The organism is Bradyrhizobium sp. McL0616 (assembly GCF_049993385.1).
Taxonomy (GTDB): Bacteria; Pseudomonadota; Alphaproteobacteria; order Rhizobiales; family Xanthobacteraceae; genus Bradyrhizobium.
Genome location: NZ_CP188255.1, coordinates 6,145,660 through 6,165,814, shown reverse-complemented (window position 1 = coordinate 6,165,814; position 20,155 = coordinate 6,145,660). Strand labels below are relative to the sequence as shown.

Here is a 20,155-nt window from a genome sequence, read left to right as displayed (position 1 = left end):
GAGCCCGGCCGGCGTGGGACCACCGGCCGGGCAAGACAGAGATGCCTTGGTTTGAGATGTTACTCAACCTTGATCATCCCCGTCATGTGCGGGTGCAACGAACAAAAATACTTGTAGTCGCCCGCGTTGGTGAAGGTGAAGGTGAATTTGTCGTCGGTATCCAGGGTCTTGGACCTGAACTTGCCGGCCGACACCACGGTATGGGGAATGTCGTCCCGATTGGTCCAGGTCACCGTCGTGCCGAGCTTGATCTTCAGTTCGGGCGGCTGGAAGACGAAATTGTCGATATGTACCTCCAGGTTTTCGTCGGCACGGGCATTCGTGACGGGCAGCAGGATGGCCGCGGCCACGGCGACACCGAAGTCGCGGCGGTTGAGTGTCTTCATTGTCAGCTTCCGTTCAGCCTTTGGATCAACCCTGGAGCGGCGTGTCGATGATCGCGAGCCGCTGCTCGTTCTGCTTGAAGTTGACGCTGGCAACCCCGAGCATCGAGCGGAGCTTGGCGTCCTCGACCTTCATCGGTCCGGGCGAGGGGGCGGCTCCCGGTGCCGGCTGCGGGAAGGCGGTCGAGCGCGCGGTGTGAAAGGTGACGTTGCCCTCGACCTTCTGCATCACCTGGTGGATGTGGCCGTTCAGCACGGTGACCGAGCCAAAACCCTTGACGTATTCGAGCGCGCGGCCGCCGTCCTCGGTGCCCCAGCCCCATTCCGGATAGACGGTCCAGAGCGGGATGTGGGCGAACAGCACGACCGGGGTTGATTTCGACTTGCCGCGGAGATCGTCCTCGAGCCAGGCGAGCTGCTCGGCGCCGAGATTGCCGAGGCCGCCGCCCTTGAGGTCGACGACGTTGACGAGGCCGATGAAATGCACGCCGCCGGCGTCGAAGGAGTACCAGCCCGCACCCTTGGTGCCGCGGCCGTAGCGCTCGCGATAGAACTTCACTTCCTCGTCGAGGAAATCATGCTCGCCCGGGACGTAGTGCACATCCAGCTTGGACTGCGAGATGATGCGATCGGCATTGTCGAATTCGGCGGCCTTGGACAGATGGGTGATGTCGCCGGTGTGGATCATGAACGACGGCTTGACCGGCATCGCGTTGATCTTGTTGATGGCTTCCTCCAGCGTTCCCAGCGCATTGGGGTTGGCCGGCTTGTCGAAGCCGACATGGCTGTCGCTGATCTGGAGGAAGGTCATGCCGGGCGCGGCTGCGGTGGCGGCCTCCGCGGAATCGATGATGCCGAGCGAGCGCGGCACGCCGCCCGTGACGGTCCAGAGCACCCCGGTGCCGGCCCAGGTCATGCATTCCAGCACCTTGCGGCGGCTGACGCCGTCTTCCCCGTGATCGTGTCCGCTCATCGCACGTCTCCTTTGGCCCGGAATTGGGCTTCGAGGAGGAGATTGGGGGAGGGGCGGGTTTATTCGCGGGTGGCGATGACGTTTTCGTGAGCGAAAACGCGTCGGCCGAACGCAACGCAACGCCGGTTAGGCGGTGCGTCGCAAAGCCGGGACCCATGCAATTCACACGGTTTGGGCCCCGCTCGGCAGCGCATCATTTCATGTCGCGCTGCGTCCGGGACAATAGAAATGAACGGGCGTCGACGTCAAAAATTCCCGGACCGCCCGCAGCACGATGGCGGGTGCTTCCTGCGCCACGCAATGGCCGGCACCGTCGAAGACAAGAGCACGGGCGTGCGGAATGAGGGACATGGCGCGTGAGGCCATCTCCTTGTAGATCGGCCCCGACTTCTCGGCGGTCGTAACCATCACGGGGCATTCGATCAGGCTGAGCGAGGCGAAGGGATTGCCGCGGGCATCGCCGACATAGATCTGCTCCATCGCTTCGTAGATCGGACGCAGGATCGCCGTCTCGATCTCGGGCGTGCAGCAGAGACGCACCCCGCCATTGTCGAGAGGCGTGAAGCCATGTCGCACGTAGGCCCGGAGCGACGTCTCGGTCCAATCCGCAAAGGCAGGCGCGGCGCGGTAACGCGTGAAGACGGCGTCGGCACTGTCGAACTCGGCCCGTCGGCGTAGCGTGCCCTGCACGCGGGATAGTGATTCATCGCTCAATCCCACGGATGGATTGCGCGCCGCGTGCGGGTTCATCACGGTCGGCTCCATCACGAACAGACGCGTGAAGCATTTTGGCAAAAGCTTTGCGGCCAGCAGCAGATCGGTTGCGCCCGCGCTGTGGCCGACGCCGTAGACGTTGCGCAGCTCGAGCGCATCAATCACTCGGCAGACGTCGTCGGCATAGTCCAGAAAGTGATAGGCGTCGGGCTTGTGGCTTGCGCCGTGGCCGCGGCGATCGAGCGCATAGACGGTGTGGGTCGAGGCGAGATCGCGCGCGACCTCCTCCCAGACGTCGGCGACAAAGCCAGTGCCATGTAGCAGGAGCGCCGGCGGTTTCCCGCTCTTGCCCCATTGCAACATGGCGATCTGCGCCTCAGCCGGGCCGATCGAAAAGCGTTGCGGATTGATCATGGGGAAGAGATGCTACTTCGCATCCTCCAAAATCATCGTCGCGCCTTTCTCTGCGATCATGGCGGTCGGTGTGTTGGTATTGCCTGACGTGATGGTCGGCATGATCGAGGCATCGGCGATGCGCAAGCCACCGAGGCCGTAGAAGCGCAGGCGCTCGTCGACCACCGCCATCGGATCGTTCGCCGCTCCCATCTTCGCGGTGCCGACGGGATGGAAGATGGTAGTGCCGATATCGCCCGCGGCCTTCGCGAGCGAGGCGTCGTCGTCGCCGACGGACGGCCCAGGCAGGTATTCGCTCGGGCGATATTTTGCGAGCGCTTTCTGGTGCATCAGCCGCCGCGTGGTGCGGATGGCGTCGGCGCCGACCTGGCGGTCGTCGTCGGTCGAGAGGTAATTCGGCGCGATGATCGGCTTCTCGTCCGGTGTTGCGGCGCGCAGGCGCACGGTGCCGCGCGAGGTCGGCTGGAGATTGCAGGCGCTGACCGTGATGGCCGGGAATCGGTGCAGGGGATCGCCGAACTTGTCGAGCGACAGCGGCTGCACGTGAAACTGGATGTTGGCGCGTGCGCGCCTGGCATCCGAGCGCGTGAAGATGCCGAGCTGCGACGGCGCCATGGTCAGCGGGCCACGTCGGCGGAAGGCGTAGTCGAGGCCCATCATGCCGCGGCGAAACAGATTGTAATAGGTCTCGTTCAGCGTGCGCACGCCCTCGACCTTGTAGATCGCGCGTTGCTGGAGATGGTCCTGCAGATTGCGGCCGATTCCGGGCTTGTCCATCACGATGTCGATGCCGAGCGGCGAGAGCCAATCGGCGGGGCCGATGCCGGAGCGATGCAGCACCTGCACCGAGCCGATCGAGCCCGCCGAGAGGATCACCTCGCGCCTGGCGCGCGCCTCGATGATTTCGCCGTTCTGGATGAAGCGCACTCCGACGGCGCGGCCCTGCTCGATGATGAGACGGTCGACCAGCACGTGCTTCTCGAGCCGCAGGTTCGGACGGTTCAGTGCGGGCTTGAGGAAGCCGCGCGCCGACGACCAGCGCCGGCCGCGCTTCTGGTTGACGTGGAAATAGCTCGTGCCTTCGTTGTCGCCGGTGTTGAAATCCGGAATGCGCTTGATGCCCATCTCTTCGGCGGCATCACCGACGGCATCGAGAACGTCCCACGACAGCCGCGGCGCCTCGATACGCCAGCCGCCGCCGGCGCCGTGGTGCTCGCTCGCGCCGAGGAAGTGATCTTCCAGCCGCTTGAACAGGGGCAGCACGTCGTCATAGCCCCAGCCGGTCATGCCGAGCTGGCGCCAATGATCGTAGTCGGCGGCTTGTCCGCGCATCGAGATCATGGCGTTGATCGCCGATGACCCACCGATCACCTTGCCGCGGGGATAGGCGAGCGCGCGGCCGTTCAGGCCCGGCTCGGCCTCGGTCTTGAACATCCAGTCCGAGCGCGGATTGCCGATCGCGAAGAGATAGCCGACGGGGATGTGGAACCAGATCCAGTTGTCGTCGCCGCCGGCTTCGAGAATGAGGACGCGGTTCCCTGAATCGGCCGACAGCCGGTTGGCGACGATGCAGCCCGCCGTGCCGGCTCCGACGACAATGTAGTCAAACTCACCTTCGAGCCGCCTTGGCATTCTGCTTCCACCCGGATGATCACTCAACATTCCGTCCTAATAGGCAGACGCGGCGGATCGGGACAAGCCCGGCCATGTCGGGAGGGCAGGGCTAGGTCCGGCCTGAGGCAGTTGGGTGGATTGGCGCTTGCATGGTAGACAGTCCTGTATTCCCAACAAAGCTTGAGATCCGTCCATGCCCATCGTGAACCGCGTCGCTGACCTTCAACCCGATATCCAGGCCTGGCGGCGGGACATCCATCAGCACCCCGAGCTGCTGTACGACGTCCACCGCACCGCAGCATTCGTCGCGGACCGTCTGCGCGAATTCGGCTGCGACGAGGTCGTGACGGGCGTTGGCCAGACCGGCGTGGTCGGCGTGATCAAGGGCAACAAGCCGGCGGGCGAGGGTCTCAAGACCATCGGCCTGCGTGCCGATATGGACGCGCTGCCGATCGATGAGCAGACCAACCTGCCTTACGCCTCGAAGACTCCGGGCAAGATGCACGCCTGCGGCCATGACGGCCACACCGCGATGCTGCTCGGCGCCGCGCGCTACCTCGCCGAGACACGCAACTTCGCCGGCGATGCGGTCGTGATCTTTCAGCCGGCCGAGGAGGGCGGCGCCGGCGGTGCGGCCATGGTCAATGACGGCATGATGGAGCGCTTCGGCATCGAGCAGGTCTACGGCATGCACAACGGCCCGGGCATCCCGATCGGCTCGTTCGCGATCCGGCCGGGTCCGATCATGGCGGCGACTGACGAGGTCGACATCATGATCGAGGGCCTCGGCGGCCATGCCGCGCGCCCGCACAAATGCATTGATTCAGTGCTGGTCGGTGCCCAGGTGATCACCGCGTTGCAGTCAATCGTCGCGCGCAGCATCGATCCATTGGAATCGGCCGTGATCTCGATCTGCGAGTTCCACGCCGGCAACGCCCGCAACGTCATTCCGCAAACTGCGACGCTGAGGGGGACGATCCGCACGCTGTCGCCGGAGGTGCGCAAGCTCGTCGAGAAGCGCGTGCACGAGGTGGTGGCGGGCGTGGCGCAGATCACCGGCGCGAAGATCGACCTGCACTACAAGCGCAATTATCCCGTGGTGAACAACCACGTCGCGGAGACCGAGGTGGCGACGCGCATTGCGAAAAAGGTCGCGGGTGACACCAACGTGCACGAGATGCCGCCGCTGATGGGCGGCGAGGATTTTGCCTACATGCTGGAAGCGCGCCCCGGCGCCTTCATCTTCTGCGGCAACGGCGACAGCGCAGGCCTGCACCACCCCGCCTACAATTTCGACGACGAGGCGATCGTCTTCGGTACGTCCTACTGGGTCAAGCTGGTCGAGGAGCAGCTCGCGGCGTCGTGAGCCCTGACGGCCGCGCATAACGAAAAGGGCCCGTGCATCGCACGGGCCCTTTGACGTCGGTGAGCGATCTCTCAGAGTATGTGAGAGAAGAAATAGTACAGTGAGCCCGAGATGATCATCGCGGCCGGGAGTGTCAGCACCCAGGCCATGGCGATGTTGCGGATCGTGGACCATTGCAGGCCCGAGCCGTTGGCGGCCATCGTCCCGGCGATGCCTGACGACAGCACATGCGTGGTCGAGACCGGCAGGCCGTAGATGTCGGCGGCTGCGATGGTGGCAGCCGCGGTGATCTCGGCGCAGGCGCCTTGCGCGTAGGTCAGGTGCGTCTTGCCGATCTTCTCGCCGACCGTGACGACGATGCGCTTCCAGCCGACCATGGTGCCCAGCCCAAGCGCGATGGCGACTGCGATCTTCACCCAGCCGGGGATGAACTTCGTGGCGCTGTCGAGCGAGCCCTTGTAGGCGTTGAGCACGGCGACGTCGTCGGCGCTGAGCTCGGCTTCCTTGTCCTTCATCAGGAAGCGGAGCGCTTCGGAGACGAGGTACATGTCGTTGCGGGTGTTGCCGACGACGTCCGCCGGAACCTTCGCCAGCGATCCGTAGGTCGTAACCTGCTTCGCGATGTCGCGCACCAGCACGGCAAGCGACGGGAAGGTGCCGCCGTTGACTTCGCGCGTGGCGACGTAGCTGGTCACCGCAGGCCGCGGATTGCCGAGCACGTTGTAACCGGAAGCCTTGCCGTCGATGATCTTGCTGGCCGCGGCCGAGTTCGTGATGAAGTGCTCGATCTCGCTCGCAGGCAGCGCGCGGTTGAGCGCGTAGGCCGTCGGCACGGTGCCGATCAGGATCAGCATGATCAGGCCCATGCCCTTCTGGCCGTCGTTGGAGCCGTGGAAGAAGCTCACCAGCGTGCAGGTGAGGATCAGGATGCCGCGGATCCACAACGGCGGCGGCTGGTCGCCCTTCGGCTCGCCGAACAGAGCGGGCGTGGCACGCAGCAGCACGCTGCGCAGGATGTACAGCAGGATCGCGGCGAGCGCGAAGCCGAACAGCGGCGACAGCAGCAGCGCCTTGCCGATATTGGTGGCCTGGGACCAGTCGACACCCGAGGTGCCGCTGCGGCCGTGCAGGACCGCATTCATGATGCCGACGCCCATGATGGAGCCGATCAGCGTGTGCGAGCTCGAGGCCGGCAGGCCGAAATACCAGGTGCCGACGTTCCAGATGATGGCGGAGATCAACAGCGCAAACACCATCGCGAAGCCGGCGCTGGAGCCGACCTGAAGGATCAGCTCGACCGGCAGCAGTGAGACGATGCCGAACGCGACCGCGCCCGAGGACAGCAGCACGCCGAAAAGGTTGAACAAGCCGGACCACACCACGGCGATGTTGGCGGGCAGGGAGCGCGTGTAGATCACGGTCGCGACCGCATTGGCGGTGTCGTGGAAGCCGTTCACGAACTCGAAGCCGAGCGCGATCAAAAGCGCGACGAAGAGCATGAGGAAGGGGGCAATGCTCTTGACCTGCGTGCCGGCCGCATCGATGTCGACCCAGATGCTGTAGGCAACGAAGAGCAGTGCGGCGGCGATGATCCCCATATAGATGATGCCGGTCAGCGGATGGAATCCGCCTTCAAGGTCGGGGCCCTTACGCAAAGCTGGCTCGATGGAGCCGGGTAAAGCAACGTCACTCATCGGAAATTCTCCTGTCCCAAGGCCCCCGACTTTGCGCGCGGCATGTGACAGGCAGTTGAAATGGCCGGCACACAGTTGAAATGACGGCGTTTCTCCACTGTTTGTTGCTGTGGATGACAGCCCGTGTCAGGCAGCGTGGGCGGATTTCGTCTGCAACGACGCGGCGATTTTCAGATCGTCGACAAAACGCCTATATTCCAGCACCTTGGCCTCTGGATCGGGCAGCCGCAGCAGATAGGACGGGTGAACCGTCACCAGCGCTTTGCGGCCGTCGGGAAGGTCAATCAGCCGGCCGCGGGTTTTGCCGATCGGGGTGATCTTGCCGAACACACTTTGCGCGGCGGTCGCGCCCATCGCCACGATGAGATCGGGCTGGATTGCCAAGACTTCCCGTTCATACCACTGTCGGCACGCCCTGATCTCCGGCGTGTTCGGCTTCTGATGCAGGCGGATTTTTCCGCGCGGCACGAATTTGAAGTGTTTGACCGCGTTGGTGACATAGACCTTCTTGCGGTCGACGCCGGCCTCTTCCAGCGCTCGGTCGAGCATCTGTCCGGCCGGTCCGACAAAGGGATGGCCGGCGAGGTCTTCCTTGTCGCCGGGCTGCTCGCCGACCAGCATGATGGTGGCGTGTTTCGGGCCCTCGCCGAACACGGTCTGCGTCGCGTCCTTGTACAGAGGGCAGGCGCGGCAGTGGGCTGCTTCCTCACGGAGCGCGTCGAGATCGTCGGCAGCGGTCTTGCGCGTCATCGGAGCCTCCGGCCGCTTCTGAGGCTTGTGCGGATCGGTTGCGGATTTGGCGATCATGGCGCCGGTCATGCGCTCGGCGTCCTCGATCAAAGGCTTAATGATCGAAGCCTCCGGCAGGTTCCTCCAGTATTTCTTCGGCATCTCCGTCTGCATCGCCTTCACCTTAAGCCGGGCCGGATTGAAGATGCTGGCGTAGTAGCGCCGCCATGTTTCCTCGAGCCGGTCTTCGCCGGGCGCTTCGTTCTTGCTGACACCTGGTGTGAATGTGAGCGCGTGGCCATCCCAATGTGCACACAGGTCGGGCGTCAGGATCGACCAGGGCATGTCGGCAAAGCGTTTGGCGAAGAACGGCGCGGCGAGTTCGACGATGTGATGCTCCGGCTCGAACCAGGCGACGTAATGCGCCTCGCGCTCGCGGCCGATCTCCCGGAAGCGCACGAAGGCATGCATCTTGTGCTCGTCGCGATAGACCGCTTTCGCCATGGCCATGACTTGCGCGACGGCGGGATCGATCGCGACCTCGATGAGATCGTGATTGTCCTTTAGCCGAAACAGCAGGCGGTAGAGGATCGCGAAACGCTCGGGATTGCGGTGCAGGATCGCAGCCTTGACGAGTTCGACGAATGTTGCGGGAACGTTGAATGTGCCATCCCCGCCCTCCGGTAGCGGAGACGGCGAAGGCGGCGCGAACAACTCCGCTTCGCCGCCCTGCACGGCCCAGGTGACATCGGCAGGCCTCACATGATGAAGCACGAGCGAACGTGCTGCTTTGCGCCAGCCGTTGAAATCGGTTTCGTTGTCGAGGGTGATGAACTGCATCAGAAGCCAAACCCCAATTGCGTTGCCTTCGGCTTGAATCGCTCGGCGAGTCCGGCAGCATCGAGACGATGCGGCGAAGGGTGGTGATCGCTGAGGACGATGAACGGCAGCGCCTTTTTCCGGGGCACATGCAGCCGCGCGAGATCGGCGACGCGGATCGTGGTGGTGCGCCGCGTCGCGATGATGCGCTCGACCGCCTTGGTGCCGAAGCCCGGCACGCGCAACAGCTCCTCGCGGCTGGCGCGGTTGATGTCGAGCGGGAAGCGGTCGCGGTGGCGCAGCGCCCAGGCGAGTTTGGGATCGATGTCGAGCGGCAGCATCGCGCTGTCGTCGACGATCTCGCCGACGTCGAAGCCGTAGAACCGCATCAGCCAGTCGGCCTGGTAGAGCCGGTGCTCGCGCAGCAGCGGCGGCGCGCGCAGGGGCAACGCGCGGCTGGCGTCGGGGATCGGGCTGAAGGCGGAGTAGTAGACGCGCCTCAGCCGGTATGAGCCGTAGAGATTGGCGCTGGTGTGGAGAATGGTGTGGTCGGAGGCCGCATCAGCGCCGACGATCATCTGCGTGCTTTGGCCGGCGGGTGCGAAGCGTTGCGGCTTTGCCTTCGTTCTCGTTGTGCGGCTTTCCTCGGCCTCGTCCAGCTTCAGCCGCAGCCGGCCCATGGTGCGGCGGATCGCGCGTACGTCCTTCTCGGGCGCGAATTGCTGCAGGCTCGTCTCCTCCGGCATCTCGATGTTGATGGAGAGACGATCGGCATATTTGCCGGCCTCCGTGATCAGCGCGTCGTCGGCCTCGGGAATGGTCTTGAGATGGATGTAGCCGCGGAAGTGATGCTCCTCGCGCAGTTTTCGCGCGACGCCGACCACCTGCTCCATGGTGTAATCAGGACTGCGGATGATGCCGGAGGAGAGAAACAGTCCCTCGATGTAGTTGCGCCGGTAGAAGTCGAGCGTGAGCTTGACCACCTCGTCGATGGTGAAGCGGGCGCGCGGCACGTTGGAGGAAGCGCGGTTGACGCAATAGAGGCAATCGTAATTGCAGGCGTTGGTCAGCAGCACCTTGAGCAGCGAGATGCAGCGTCCGTCCGGCGCATAGGAATGACAGATGCCCATGCCCGGCGCGGTCGAGCCCATGCCCTTGCCGTCGCTGGAATCCCGCCTTTCGGTGCCGCTGGAGGCACAGGACGCGTCGTACTTGGCGGCGTCCGCCAGAATCTCCAGCTTGCGTTGCACGTCCATCTTGGAATCCCTTTGATTCAGCTCACGAATCCGACTGAGCGCCAATTCGATTGACTCTCGGGTCGCCGTTAGCTTTATACTAGAACATATCATGAACAAATGAGCCAGCCGTTGGTTTCTTTTTGAGAGCCACGGCATCCATCCCGAGAAGGAGCGGCGACCATGAGCGGCGCACGTGGAAGCGCGCTTGCGACCTTGCGCGGCCAGATCGAGCGCATCGAGACGGCGGAGGTCGTGCATCAGCGCGATCGCGTCGTGCTCGGCCACAACGAGGTCGACAACGCGCTGAAGGGCGGGCTCGCGCGCGCGGCAATCCACGAGGTGTTTTGCGCTGGGTCTCAGGGCGCGGCCGCGACGGGCTTTGTCGCCGGACTTGCGGGGCGTGTGACAACGCGCAAACCGCTTTTGTGGGTGAGACAGGATTTTTCTGAACTGGAGACCGGCGCGCTGTCGATGAGCGGGCTCGCCGAACTCGGCCTCGATCCGCGTCGCGTAGTGATGGTGCGCGCTGCCGATGTCGAGAGCGCGCTGCGCACCTCGGCCGATGCGCTCGCCTGCGATGCGCTTGGCGCGGTGGTGCTCGAGCTCTGGGGCGAGACCAGGCAGTTCGATCTCGTGGCGAGCCGCAAGCTGACATTGGCCGCGCAGTCGTCCGGCGCAACGGGTTTGCTGCTGCGGATGGCCGCGCAGCCGCTGCCGTCGACCGCGGAGACGCGATGGATGCTGCGCGCGGCGCATTCCCCGCCGGGGGCGATGTGGAGTGCCTGGGGCGCGCCGCGCTTCGATGCCGAACTCTTGCGCAATCGTCATGGCCCGTCCGGCCGGTGGATCATGGAATGGAAATGTGATGAGTGCCAGTTCAGTGAGCCGTCGGCGTATCCTCAGCCTGTGGCTGCCGCGCCTGCCTATCGATCGGATCCAGCGGTTCTTCAACGGCGGGCTGGGTAATAATTCCGAGCCCAGCATCGTCGTCATCAAGGACAACAACGCGCTGGTGATCCATGCGCTCGACGATGCGGCGTCGCGTTTGGGGCTGCATATCGGTCAACCTCTGGCCAATGCCAGGGCGATGTGCCCGGACCTGAGAGTGTTCGACGCCGATGTCGTGGCCGATGCGAAGACGCTTAGCGACATCGCCGACTGGTGCGACCGCTTCACACCGCTGGTGGCGCTCGATGCGCCACACGGGCTATTCCTTGATATTACCGGCTGTGCGCATCTGTTCGGCGGCGAAGCCGCTCTGTTGCAGACCCTCGTTCGTGCGCTCGCGCGTCAGGGTTTTGCCGTCAGCGCGGCGATCGCCGGCACCTCGGTTTGCGCGCGCACGCTGACGCGGCAGGACTCCGGCAGCATCGTCGCCGATGGCGGAGAGGCGGCGGCGATCAACCGGTTTCCAGTGTCCGCGCTCGGCGCGGATGAGGCGATCACCACCGGCCTGCGCCGTGCCGGCCTGAAAACCATCGGCGATGTCGCTTCGCGCGCGCCACATGAGATCACGGCGCGGTTCGGCGCGAGGTTCTCGACGCTGCTCGCGCATGCACTGGGGCAGGGCGATGCCCCGATCAGCCCGCGCAAGCCGCTGCCCGACTATATCGTTGAAAAGCGCTTTGCTGAGCCGATCGCAACCGACTCCATGATCGCGATGACGCTGTCGCGGCTGGCCGACACGTTGATCGCGTCCATGGAGAAACAAGGCAAGGGCGCACGTCGTCTCGAGGCCGCCTTCTTCCGCACTGATGGCGTCGTGCGCGCAATCATGGTCGAGACCGGGCGGCCGGTGACGCGAAGCGCGGTGATCGACCGGCTGTTTCGTGAGCGCCTCGACGCACTCGCTGATCCCCTCGATCCCGGCTTCGGCTTTGACATGGTGCGGCTGTCGGCGAGCCGCACCGAGATCGTGGTGCAGGAGCAGCGCGATCTCGACGCCCATGTTCACGATAATGACGAGCTGGCCGCACTGATCGACCGCATCGCCGCACGTATCGGCGGCAAGCGCGTCGTCGTTCACCTGCCGCAGGACACGCATATTCCGGAGCATGCCGTGCTGGCTGCATCAGCGCAGCATCATCTCGCCGCCGCCATGCAGGCCGAGTGGCCGGCGCGCACCGAGAGCGAGCCGCCGCTGCGCCCCTTGCGGCTGTTCGATAAACCGGAGCCGATCAGGGTGCCGTTCGCGACCGTGCCGGATGGTCCACCGCATCAATTCACCTGGCGGCGCGCGCTGCATGCGGTGGTACGGGTGGAGGGGCCCGAGCGCGTCGCCATGGAATGGTGGCGGCAGGACGGCAAACAGCTCACGCGGGATTATTTCCGCATCGAGGATGCCGAGGGCCTGCGCTTCTGGATATTTCGCGACGGGCTCTACGAGGGCGAGGTGTTCGACGCCGAAGGCAAGCCCCTTCCTCCCAGCTGGTATGTCCACGGTCTCTTCGCATGAACACGCCTGCCTATGCCGAGATCGGCATCACCACGAATTTTTCTTTCCTGCGCGGCGGCTCGGACCCGCGCGCTTATCTGCATCAGGCGAGCATTCTGGGAATTCCCGCGATCGGAATCGCCGATCACAACACGCTGGCCGGCGTGGTGCGCGCGTACAAGGAGCGCGACAATGCCGAGGTGCTGCACAAGCCGAAATTGCTCATAGGTACGCGCATCGTCTTCATCGACGGCACGCCCGACATTTTTGTCTATCCGCGTGACCGCGCCGCATACGGCCGGCTCTGCCAGCTTCTCACCAAGGGAAAGCGCGGCGACGACATCACGCGGATCGAGAAGGGCGAATGCCATCTCACCTTCACCGATCTCCTTGAGTTTTCCGAAGGCCAGCTCCTGGTCCTGACGTTGCCGCATCGTTTTGAAGAAGCGAAAGCGCTGGATGTCCTGGCAAGGCTCAAGGCCAGCCGCGCCGAGGGCGTGTGGCTGGCGGCGAGCCTGATCTATCGCGGCGACGACCGGCGTCGCCTGGCGCGGCTCGATGATCTCGCCGAAAAAGCAAAGGTGCCGCTGCTTGCGACCAACGAGGTGCTCTATCACCACCCCGCGCGCCGTCCCTTGCAGGACGTGCTGACCTGCATCAGGGAGAAGACCACGATCGAGGCAGTCGGGAGAAAGCTGGAGGCCAATGCCGAACGGTTTTTGAAGCCTCCCCAGGAAATGTCGCGGCTGTTTCGCGATTTCCCCGGGGCCATCGCAGAGACCATGCGTTTTGCCGACCGCATCGAGTTCTCGCTCGACCAGCTCAAATACCAGTACCCGGACGAGCCGGTGCCGCCGGGCAAGACCGCGCAAGGCCATCTGGAGGATTTGACCCGGGAGGGCGTACAAAAATATTTCGGCGGCAACATCGACGACAAGCTTCGCGCGACCCTGAAGAAGGAACTCGCGCTGATCGCCGAGCTGAAATACGCGCACTATTTCCTCACCGTGCACGATATCGTCCACTACGCGCGCAGCCAGAACATTTTGTGCCAGGGCCGCGGCTCGGCGGCGAATTCGGCCGTCTGCTATGTGCTCGGCATCACCTCGGTCGACCCGACCAAGGTCGATCTGCTGTTCGAACGCTTCATCTCCAAGGAGCGGCTGGAGCCGCCTGATATCGACGTCGATTTCGAGCACTCGCGGCGCGAGGAGGTGATGCAATATGTCTATCGCCGCTACGGCCGCCACCGTGCCGCGATCATCGCCACCGTCATCCATTATCGCCCGCGCAGCGCCATCCGCGATGTCGGCAAGGCGCTCGGCCTGACCGAAGACGTCACCGCCGCGCTCGCCGACACGGTCTGGGGAAGCTGGGGCAGTGGCCTCAACGACATGCAGGTCAAGCAGGCCGGTCTTGACCCCCAAAACCCCATGATCAACCTCGCGGTCGAGCTTGCGACTGAGCTGATCGAATTCCCGCGTCATCTCTCCCAGCATGTCGGCGGCTATGTGCTGACCCAGGACCGGCTCGATACCTATGTGCCGATAGGCAACGCCGCGATGGAGGACCGCACCTTCATCGAATGGGACAAGGACGACGTCGACGCGCTCAACATGATGAAGGTCGACGTGCTGGCGTTGGGCATGCTGACCTGCATCCGCAAATGTTTTGACCTCATCGACGAGCACAAGGGTGAGCGCTTTGTGCTGGCGAGCGTCCCGCAGGACGATCCCAAAGTCTATGACATGCTGTGCCTCGGAGAATCGCTTGGCGTGTTCCAGGTCGAAAGCCGCGCGCAGATGAACATGCTGCCGCGCTTGAAGCCGCGGACCTTCTACGATCTCGTCATCGAAGTCGCGATCGTGCGGCCGGGTCCGATCCAGGGCGACATGGTGCATCCTTATCTGCGGCGGCGGAACGGGATCGAGAAGCAAAATTATCCGGCACCGTCACCAGAGCATGGCGAGCCGGACGAGCTCTACAAGGTGTTGCACAAGACACTCGGCGTTCCCCTGTTTCAGGAGCAGGCGATGCGGATCGCTATCGAAGCGGCGCGCTTCACTCCGGAGGAGGCCAACGGCCTGCGCCGCGCGATGGCGACGTTCCGCAACGTCGGCACCATCGGCAAGTTCGAAGACAAGATGATCGGCAATATGATCGCGCGCGGCTATGCACCGGAATTCGCCAGAAATTGTTTCGAGCAGATCAAGGGCTTTGGCAGTTACGGCTTTCCCGAGAGCCATGCGGCAAGCTTCGCCCAGCTCGTCTACATCTCCTCCTGGCTGAAGCATTATCACCCCGACGCGTTCTGCTGCGGCCTGTTAAATTCGCAGCCGATGGGTTTTTATGCCCCGGCGCAGATCGTCGGCGATGCCCGCAAGAACGGCGTCGAGGTGCGCGAGATCGATGTGTCCCACAGTTTTGCGCAGAACACGCTGGAGGAAGGCGGTGGCAGATACTGCGCGGTGCGTTTGGGCTTTCGCCAGATCGACGGTTTCCACTGGCTCGATCAGGATGAAGAGCGGCTCAAAAAACATCAGGCAACGCGTCAAGGCATCGATTACGTCAGTCCGGAAGACTGGGCCGACCGCATCGTCGCCGCGCGCAACCGCCGGTCCTTCACCTCGCTTGAAGATTTCGCCCGCGACACTGGCCTTCCCAAGCGCGCGCTGATCCTGCTGGCGGATGCCGACGCGTTCCGCTCGCTCGGGCTCGACCGTCGCGAGGCGCTGTGGCAGGTGCGGCGGCTGCCTGACGATTTGGCGCTGCCGCTGTTCGAAGCGGCGACCGCGCGCGAACAGCCGGACGAGCAGGCAAAGCCGTTGCCCGGGATGCCGTGTTCCGAGCAGGTTGTCGCGGATTACCAGACCATCCGGCTGTCACTCAAAGGCCACCCGATGGAGTTCTTGCGGGAAATGTTTTCGCGCGAGCGCGTCGTGGCCTGCAAGGATATCAGTCACGAGAACGAGCGGCGCCGCGTCCGCTGCGCCGGCGTGGTCTTGGTGCGGCAGCGGCCGGGCAGCGCCAGCGGCGTGGTGTTCATGACGCTGGAGGACGAAACCGGCATCGCCAATATCGTGGTGTGGCCCAAGATCATGGAGCAGTACCGGAAAGAGGTGATGGGTGCGCGCCTCATCCTGGTCGAGGGCTATATCCAGAGCAGTCCGGAGAAGGTGACGCATCTCATCGCGCAGCGCATGATCGACCGCTCGCACGATTTGATCGGGCTGGCCAACGACGCGTTGAGCAGCCAGCATCCTGTGCCGGCAGGCGCCGCCCTGATCGAACCGCTCAACGACGACCGCCGCGACCACGCCGATACGCCCGCGCAAAAAATCCGCCACCCCCGCAACGTCCGCATCCTGCCGCCGTCACGGGATTTTCATTGAAGGTGTGATGCAGGGTGTCTCCACGCCGTCATTGCGAGCGCAGCGAAGCAATCCAGAATCTCTCCGCGGGGACAGTCTGGATTGCTTCGCTGCGCTCGCAATGACGAGTGTGTTGAACCGATCGCGCGCCTCACTCTCAGTCGTCATACCCCGCGAAGGTGGGGTATCCAGTACGCCGCGGCCTCTCGGATCAATAGCTGTCGTCTCTGGAATACTGGATCATCCGCCCCAGTGCGCAATTGCGCACAATGCGGATGATGACAGTGTGCCCACTCAGAAATTCACCCGGTTCGAGATCCCGCCGTCCACGACGAGATTGGAGCCCGTGGTGAACGATGACACCGGGCTTGCCAGAAACACCGCAGCGTTCGCGATCTCCTGCGGCGTGGCCATGCGTCCCATCGGGTTGCGGCTCATTGCATCCTCGTAGCGCTTGGGCGCGTTCTGCTCGATCATGTTCCAGACGCCGCCCTTGAAATAGACCGTGCCGGGCGAGACCACGTTGACGCGGATTTTCTTCTTCGCATATTGCCGCGCCAGCCCCTTGGCCATGTGGATCAGCGCCGCCTTGATCGGGCCGTAGGAGCTCGCGAAATCAGCCTGCGCTGCCGAGATCGAGGAGATGATGACGAAGGTGGCATCGCCGCTCGTCTCGCCACTCGCTTCGAGGAAGGGCCGCGCGGCGTCGAACGCGTGCACGGCGCCGAGCAGATCCAGCCGGAAATTCTGCTCCCACGATGCGGCATCATGGCCCTGGGCCATCGCGCCGGCGTTGGCGAACAGCATGTCGATGCCGCCAAGTTCTTTTGCGGCACCTTCCACCCACGCCTTCAGCGCCGCACCATCGGTGACGTCGACCGTGCCACCGGTCGCGCGAATTCCGCTGGCCTTCAATTCCGCGACGGTTGCCGCAACCTGATCCGCATTGCGCGCGCATACCGCGACGTTGGTGCCTTCGGCGGCAAGCGTTGCCGCAATCGCCCGCCCGATGCCGCGCGTGCCGCCGAGGACGATGGCGTTTTTGCCTTTGAGACCGAGATCCATTGTTGGTTTTCCTTGTTGTTGGTCGCGGGGAGTGTAACCGCGTCAGAAGATACACAGAAGCCTCCACGTCGTCATTGCGAGGAGCTCTTGCGACGAAGCAATCCAGACGTCTGCCGCGGAAAGATTCCTGGATTGCTTCGCTGCGCTCGCAATGACGGTGGGTTGAATAGTGCGCCTCTCACTCTGGCGCAGCCCCCACCGGCGGGCCGCCGGGCGGGCGGTGCAGGAAGGTCAGCGACGCATAGGCGCCGACCCAGGAGCCCATCGCGGCGAAAGCGACATAGAAGGCGTTTTCGGTGTAGCTGATCACGGCGTAGGAGGAGAGCAGATACCAGACCGCGCTCCAGTTCGCTGCCGGCACGCGCTTGCGTGCGATGACGGCGGAGGTGAACATCACATAGACTGCATCGGTGGCCGCCGTTGCGATGAACACGGCGCCCGCGGTGAGGGGATCGATGGCGGCCATTGCATTTCCTCATATGCTCATGAATGGTCGCAGAAAGCTAAGGGAGAGAAGCGGTCATGCAAAGCCCCACCGACATTCTCAGTGAGATATGGACCTCCGCCGGCGGCGACCAAGCCGCGCTCGCGCGCGTACGGCTGACCGGCGCGGAGCCGCAGATCCCGTCCTCGTTTCGCGTCGCCGTGGCCGGCCAAACGACGATCGCCGCCGCCGGTCTTGCCGCCACTGAAATCTGGAGACTGCGCAGCGGAGACGCGCAGGACGTGTCCGTCGATATGCGCCACGCCGTGGTCGAATGCCGCTCGGAACGGTACCTGCGCCGTGACGACAAGCCGCCGCCTCCAGCCTGGGACGCCATCGCTGGCGTCTACAAGACCGCCGACAACCGCTTTGTCCGCTGCCATACCAACTTCCCGCATCATCGCGACGCCGTCTGCAAGGTGCTCGGTTGCGAGCCCGAGCGCGAGAAGGTGCAGGCCGCTCTGATGCAATGGAAAGGCGAGGAGTTTGAAACAGCGGCCTATGCCGCCGGCGGCGTTGTTGCGCTGATGCGCTCTTACGACGAATGGTCGGCGCTGCTGCAATCACGTGCGCTCGCAAAACTGCCGCTGATCTCGATCGAGAAGATCGGCGATGCGCCGCCAAAGCCCTGGCCTAAAGGCGATCGTCCGCTGTCAGGCCTTCGCGTGCTCGATCTCTCTCGCGTCATCGCGGGCCCCGTCGCCGGCCGCACGCTCGCCGCGCATGGCGCGGATGTCCTGCTCGTCTCAGGGCCCGAATTGCCGGCCATTCCCTGGCTCACCATCGACACCGGCCGCGGCAAACTCACCACCTTCATCGAACTCAAGAGCGAGGCGGGGCGGGCGCAGCTCCGCGAGCTGTTGAAGGACGCCGACATCTTCTCGCAGGGCTATCGCCCCCACGCGCTCACCGCCCTCGGCCTCTCGCCGGAGGACGCAGCTCAGATCAATCCCGGCATCGTCTATGTGACGCTGTCGGCTTACGGCCATGCCGGCCCGTGGGCCGAGCGGCGCGGCTTCGATTCGCTGGTGCAGACCACGACCGGCTTCAATCACGCCGAAGGACAGGCCGCCGGCATCGATGGGCCGAAGGAATTGCCGGCGCAGATGCTCGACCACGCCACCGGCTATCTGATGGCATTCGGCGCGATGATGGCCAAGGTCCGCCAGGCCCGCGAAGGCGGAAGCTGGCATGTGCGCGTGTCGCTGGCGCAGACCGGACGCTGGCTATGGAATCTCGGCCGGCTCGAGCACGGCCTGAGCACCCCGGATCTTACGGGCGAGGCCGTACATTCTGCGTTCATGGAAACGGTGTCATCTGGCTTTGGTACACTGACTGCGGTGCGCCATTCGGGGGTGTTGTCGACAACTCCGGCGCACTGGAGCCGCCCGGCCATGCCGCTTGGCAGCCATCCGCCGCAATGGCCGTTGCAAAGCTGACATGGGGCTTACTTGGAGCTGACGTGGCAAAATTTTAACGCAAATTCAAAGGCGATCCGCACTTTTTAGGTTGTTTGAAATCTCAATTCGGCACTATTAGCGCGATCGATGAGGCAGTCGTCTGCCGAGATCGTCGCAGACTTGACCGGGCCCCATGGTAGTTGAAAATACCAAGCGATTGCAGGTGTTTACAAAACAACGGATGGTCACATCCGTAGTTTTACTGGCGCTTGCCGGGGCCGCGGCCTATGGCTTCCTTTTTGCGGGCGCCAAGGACAAAAGCCACTCCGAAGTCTCCAGCCAGTCGCGCCGGAACGCCCAGAATTTCACGCCGACGCCGTCCGAATGGGCGACGCTGACCATCGAGCCGGTCAATGCCAAGTCCTTCCGGGCCGAGTACGTCACCGAGGGCAAGGTTGCCGTCGATGAGGACCGCTCGACGCCGGTGTTCTCGCCCTATGCGGGCCGGGTGACCAAGCTGCTTGCCAAGCCCGGCGAGAGCGTGACGCAGGGCCAGCCGCTGTTCACGATCGAGGCCGCCGACACCGTGCAGGCCCAGAACGATTTCATCACGGCGATGACGTCGCAGAACAAGGCGAAGTCGGCGCTCGAGCTTGCCGACATCCAGTTCAGGCGCGCCAAGGATCTATATGAAGGCCGTGCCGTCCCGCTGAAGGACTATCAGCAGGCGGAAGCAACCCAGGTCCAGGCGCAGAACGACATGCGTTCGTCGGTGACCGCGCTCGAGGCCGCCAACAACAAGCTGCGCATCCTCGGCTTTACCGACGAGACGATCAAGGCGTTCCAGAACAAGGGCACCATCAATCCCGAGATCACGATCTATGCGCCGATCTCGGGCACGGTCGTGCAGCGTAAGGTCGGGCCCGGTCAGTATGTCAGCGCCGGCGCCAGCGATCCGGTCTTCGTGATCGGCGATCTCTCCACGGTCTGGCTCATCGCCTTCGTGCGTGAGACCGACGCCGCCTCCGTCAGCGTCGGCCAGGACATCTCCTTCAATGTGATGGCATTGCCGGGCCGTCCGCTGACCGCCAAGATCAATTACGTCGCAACGGCGATCGACCCCAACACCCGCCGCCTGCTGGTTCGCGCCACCATCGACAACAAAGACGGCCTGCTCAAGCCGGAAATGTTCGCCAACGTCACGATCTATTCGGCCGGCGACCGCGCCGCACCTGCGGTGCCGAAGCAGGCGCTGATCTACGAGGGCGACCAGGTCCGCATCTGGGTCGCGCGTGAGGACAAGTCGGTCGAGTTGCGCCAGATCAAGATCGGCCTCATCAATGGCAACCTCGTCGAGGTCACCAGCAACCTGAAGCCGGGCGAGCAAATCGTCGTCAGGGGCAGCCTGTTCATCGACCGCGCGGCGTCCGGTAGCTGATCGACGACCCAAGAAAACT

The 20,155-nt window shown here is 63.9% G+C and carries 15 protein-coding genes; 6 read left to right on the top strand and 9 right to left on the bottom strand.

All coding sequences use genetic code 11. The annotated features are described in order from the left end of the window. Positions 1-59 precede the first annotated feature (59 nt). The 4 genes from ACPPVR_RS29845 to ACPPVR_RS29830 all read right to left on the bottom strand — a co-directional run bounded on the left by ACPPVR_RS29845 (position 60) and on the right by ACPPVR_RS29830 (position 4,116). On the bottom strand, positions 60-386 hold the full coding sequence (locus ACPPVR_RS29845; RefSeq protein ID WP_426610137.1) for a cupredoxin domain-containing protein: 327 nt from the start codon (positions 384-386) through the stop codon (positions 60-62). 25 nt (positions 387-411) lie between these two features. Beyond that, complete coding sequence (locus ACPPVR_RS29840; protein WP_426610136.1) at positions 412-1,356, bottom strand: metallophosphoesterase family protein; 945 nt, start codon at positions 1,354-1,356, stop codon at positions 412-414. 198 nt (positions 1,357-1,554) lie between these two features. Beyond that, the gene (locus tag ACPPVR_RS29835; RefSeq protein ID WP_426610135.1) at positions 1,555-2,484 is read right to left on the bottom strand and encodes an alpha/beta fold hydrolase; all 930 of its coding nucleotides are present in this window, start codon (positions 2,482-2,484) and stop codon (positions 1,555-1,557) included. A 12-nt stretch (positions 2,485-2,496) separates the two neighbouring features. Next, positions 2,497-4,116: a GMC family oxidoreductase gene (locus ACPPVR_RS29830; protein WP_426610134.1), complete on the bottom strand. Its 1,620-nt coding sequence runs from the start codon at positions 4,114-4,116 to the stop codon at positions 2,497-2,499. Positions 4,117-4,291: 175 nt separating this feature from the next. Here ACPPVR_RS29830 and ACPPVR_RS29825 point away from each other — a divergent pair, with 175 nt between their 5' ends. Next, on the top strand, positions 4,292-5,464 hold the full coding sequence (locus tag ACPPVR_RS29825; RefSeq protein ID WP_426610133.1) for a M20 aminoacylase family protein: 1,173 nt from the start codon (positions 4,292-4,294) through the stop codon (positions 5,462-5,464). Between the two features lie 71 nt (positions 5,465-5,535). Here the strand turns inward: ACPPVR_RS29825 and ACPPVR_RS29820 are convergent, their stop codons facing one another. The 3 genes from ACPPVR_RS29820 to ACPPVR_RS29810 all read right to left on the bottom strand — a co-directional run bounded on the left by ACPPVR_RS29820 (position 5,536) and on the right by ACPPVR_RS29810 (position 9,962). Then, complete coding sequence (locus ACPPVR_RS29820; RefSeq protein WP_426610132.1) at positions 5,536-7,158, bottom strand: inorganic phosphate transporter; 1,623 nt, start codon at positions 7,156-7,158, stop codon at positions 5,536-5,538. A 126-nt stretch (positions 7,159-7,284) separates the two neighbouring features. Further along, the gene (locus ACPPVR_RS29815; RefSeq protein ID WP_426610131.1) at positions 7,285-8,727 is read right to left on the bottom strand and encodes a UdgX family uracil-DNA binding protein; all 1,443 of its coding nucleotides are present in this window, start codon (positions 8,725-8,727) and stop codon (positions 7,285-7,287) included. Next, positions 8,727-9,962, bottom strand: a complete 1,236-nt coding sequence (locus tag ACPPVR_RS29810) for a putative DNA modification/repair radical SAM protein (protein WP_426610130.1) — start codon at positions 9,960-9,962, stop codon at positions 8,727-8,729. The genes ACPPVR_RS29815 and ACPPVR_RS29810 overlap by 1 nt, the downstream gene beginning before the upstream one ends. Before the next feature lie 162 nt (positions 9,963-10,124). On the opposite strand from ACPPVR_RS29810, the gene ACPPVR_RS29805 reads away from it, so the two are divergent. From ACPPVR_RS29805 to ACPPVR_RS29795, 3 genes are read left to right on the top strand one after another with little or no spacing between them, the layout of a single operon-like run. Next, positions 10,125-10,910, top strand: a complete 786-nt coding sequence (locus tag ACPPVR_RS29805; protein ID WP_426610129.1) for an ImuA family protein — start codon at positions 10,125-10,127, stop codon at positions 10,908-10,910. Next, the gene (locus ACPPVR_RS29800; RefSeq protein ID WP_426610128.1) at positions 10,810-12,399 is read left to right on the top strand and encodes a Y-family DNA polymerase; all 1,590 of its coding nucleotides are present in this window, start codon (positions 10,810-10,812) and stop codon (positions 12,397-12,399) included. Before ACPPVR_RS29805 ends, ACPPVR_RS29800 begins: the two co-directional genes overlap by 101 nt. After that, positions 12,396-15,770, top strand: coding sequence for an error-prone DNA polymerase (locus ACPPVR_RS29795; RefSeq protein WP_426610127.1), 3,375 nt, complete (start codon positions 12,396-12,398; stop codon positions 15,768-15,770). The genes ACPPVR_RS29800 and ACPPVR_RS29795 overlap by 4 nt, the downstream gene beginning before the upstream one ends. A 273-nt stretch (positions 15,771-16,043) precedes the next feature. Here the strand turns inward: ACPPVR_RS29795 and ACPPVR_RS29790 are convergent, their stop codons facing one another. Beyond that, on the bottom strand, positions 16,044-16,814 hold the full coding sequence (locus ACPPVR_RS29790) for an SDR family NAD(P)-dependent oxidoreductase (protein ID WP_426610126.1): 771 nt from the start codon (positions 16,812-16,814) through the stop codon (positions 16,044-16,046). Between the two features lie 178 nt (positions 16,815-16,992). Further along, on the bottom strand, positions 16,993-17,280 hold the full coding sequence (locus ACPPVR_RS29785) for a hypothetical protein (RefSeq protein ID WP_200517104.1): 288 nt from the start codon (positions 17,278-17,280) through the stop codon (positions 16,993-16,995). Between the two features lie 56 nt (positions 17,281-17,336). On the opposite strand from ACPPVR_RS29785, the gene ACPPVR_RS29780 reads away from it, so the two are divergent. Continuing rightward, complete coding sequence (locus ACPPVR_RS29780; protein ID WP_426610125.1) at positions 17,337-18,737, top strand: CoA transferase; 1,401 nt, start codon at positions 17,337-17,339, stop codon at positions 18,735-18,737. 154 nt (positions 18,738-18,891) lie between these two features. After that, positions 18,892-20,136, top strand: a complete 1,245-nt coding sequence (locus tag ACPPVR_RS29775) for an efflux RND transporter periplasmic adaptor subunit (RefSeq protein ID WP_426610124.1) — start codon at positions 18,892-18,894, stop codon at positions 20,134-20,136. Positions 20,137-20,155: the final 19 nt, after the last annotated feature.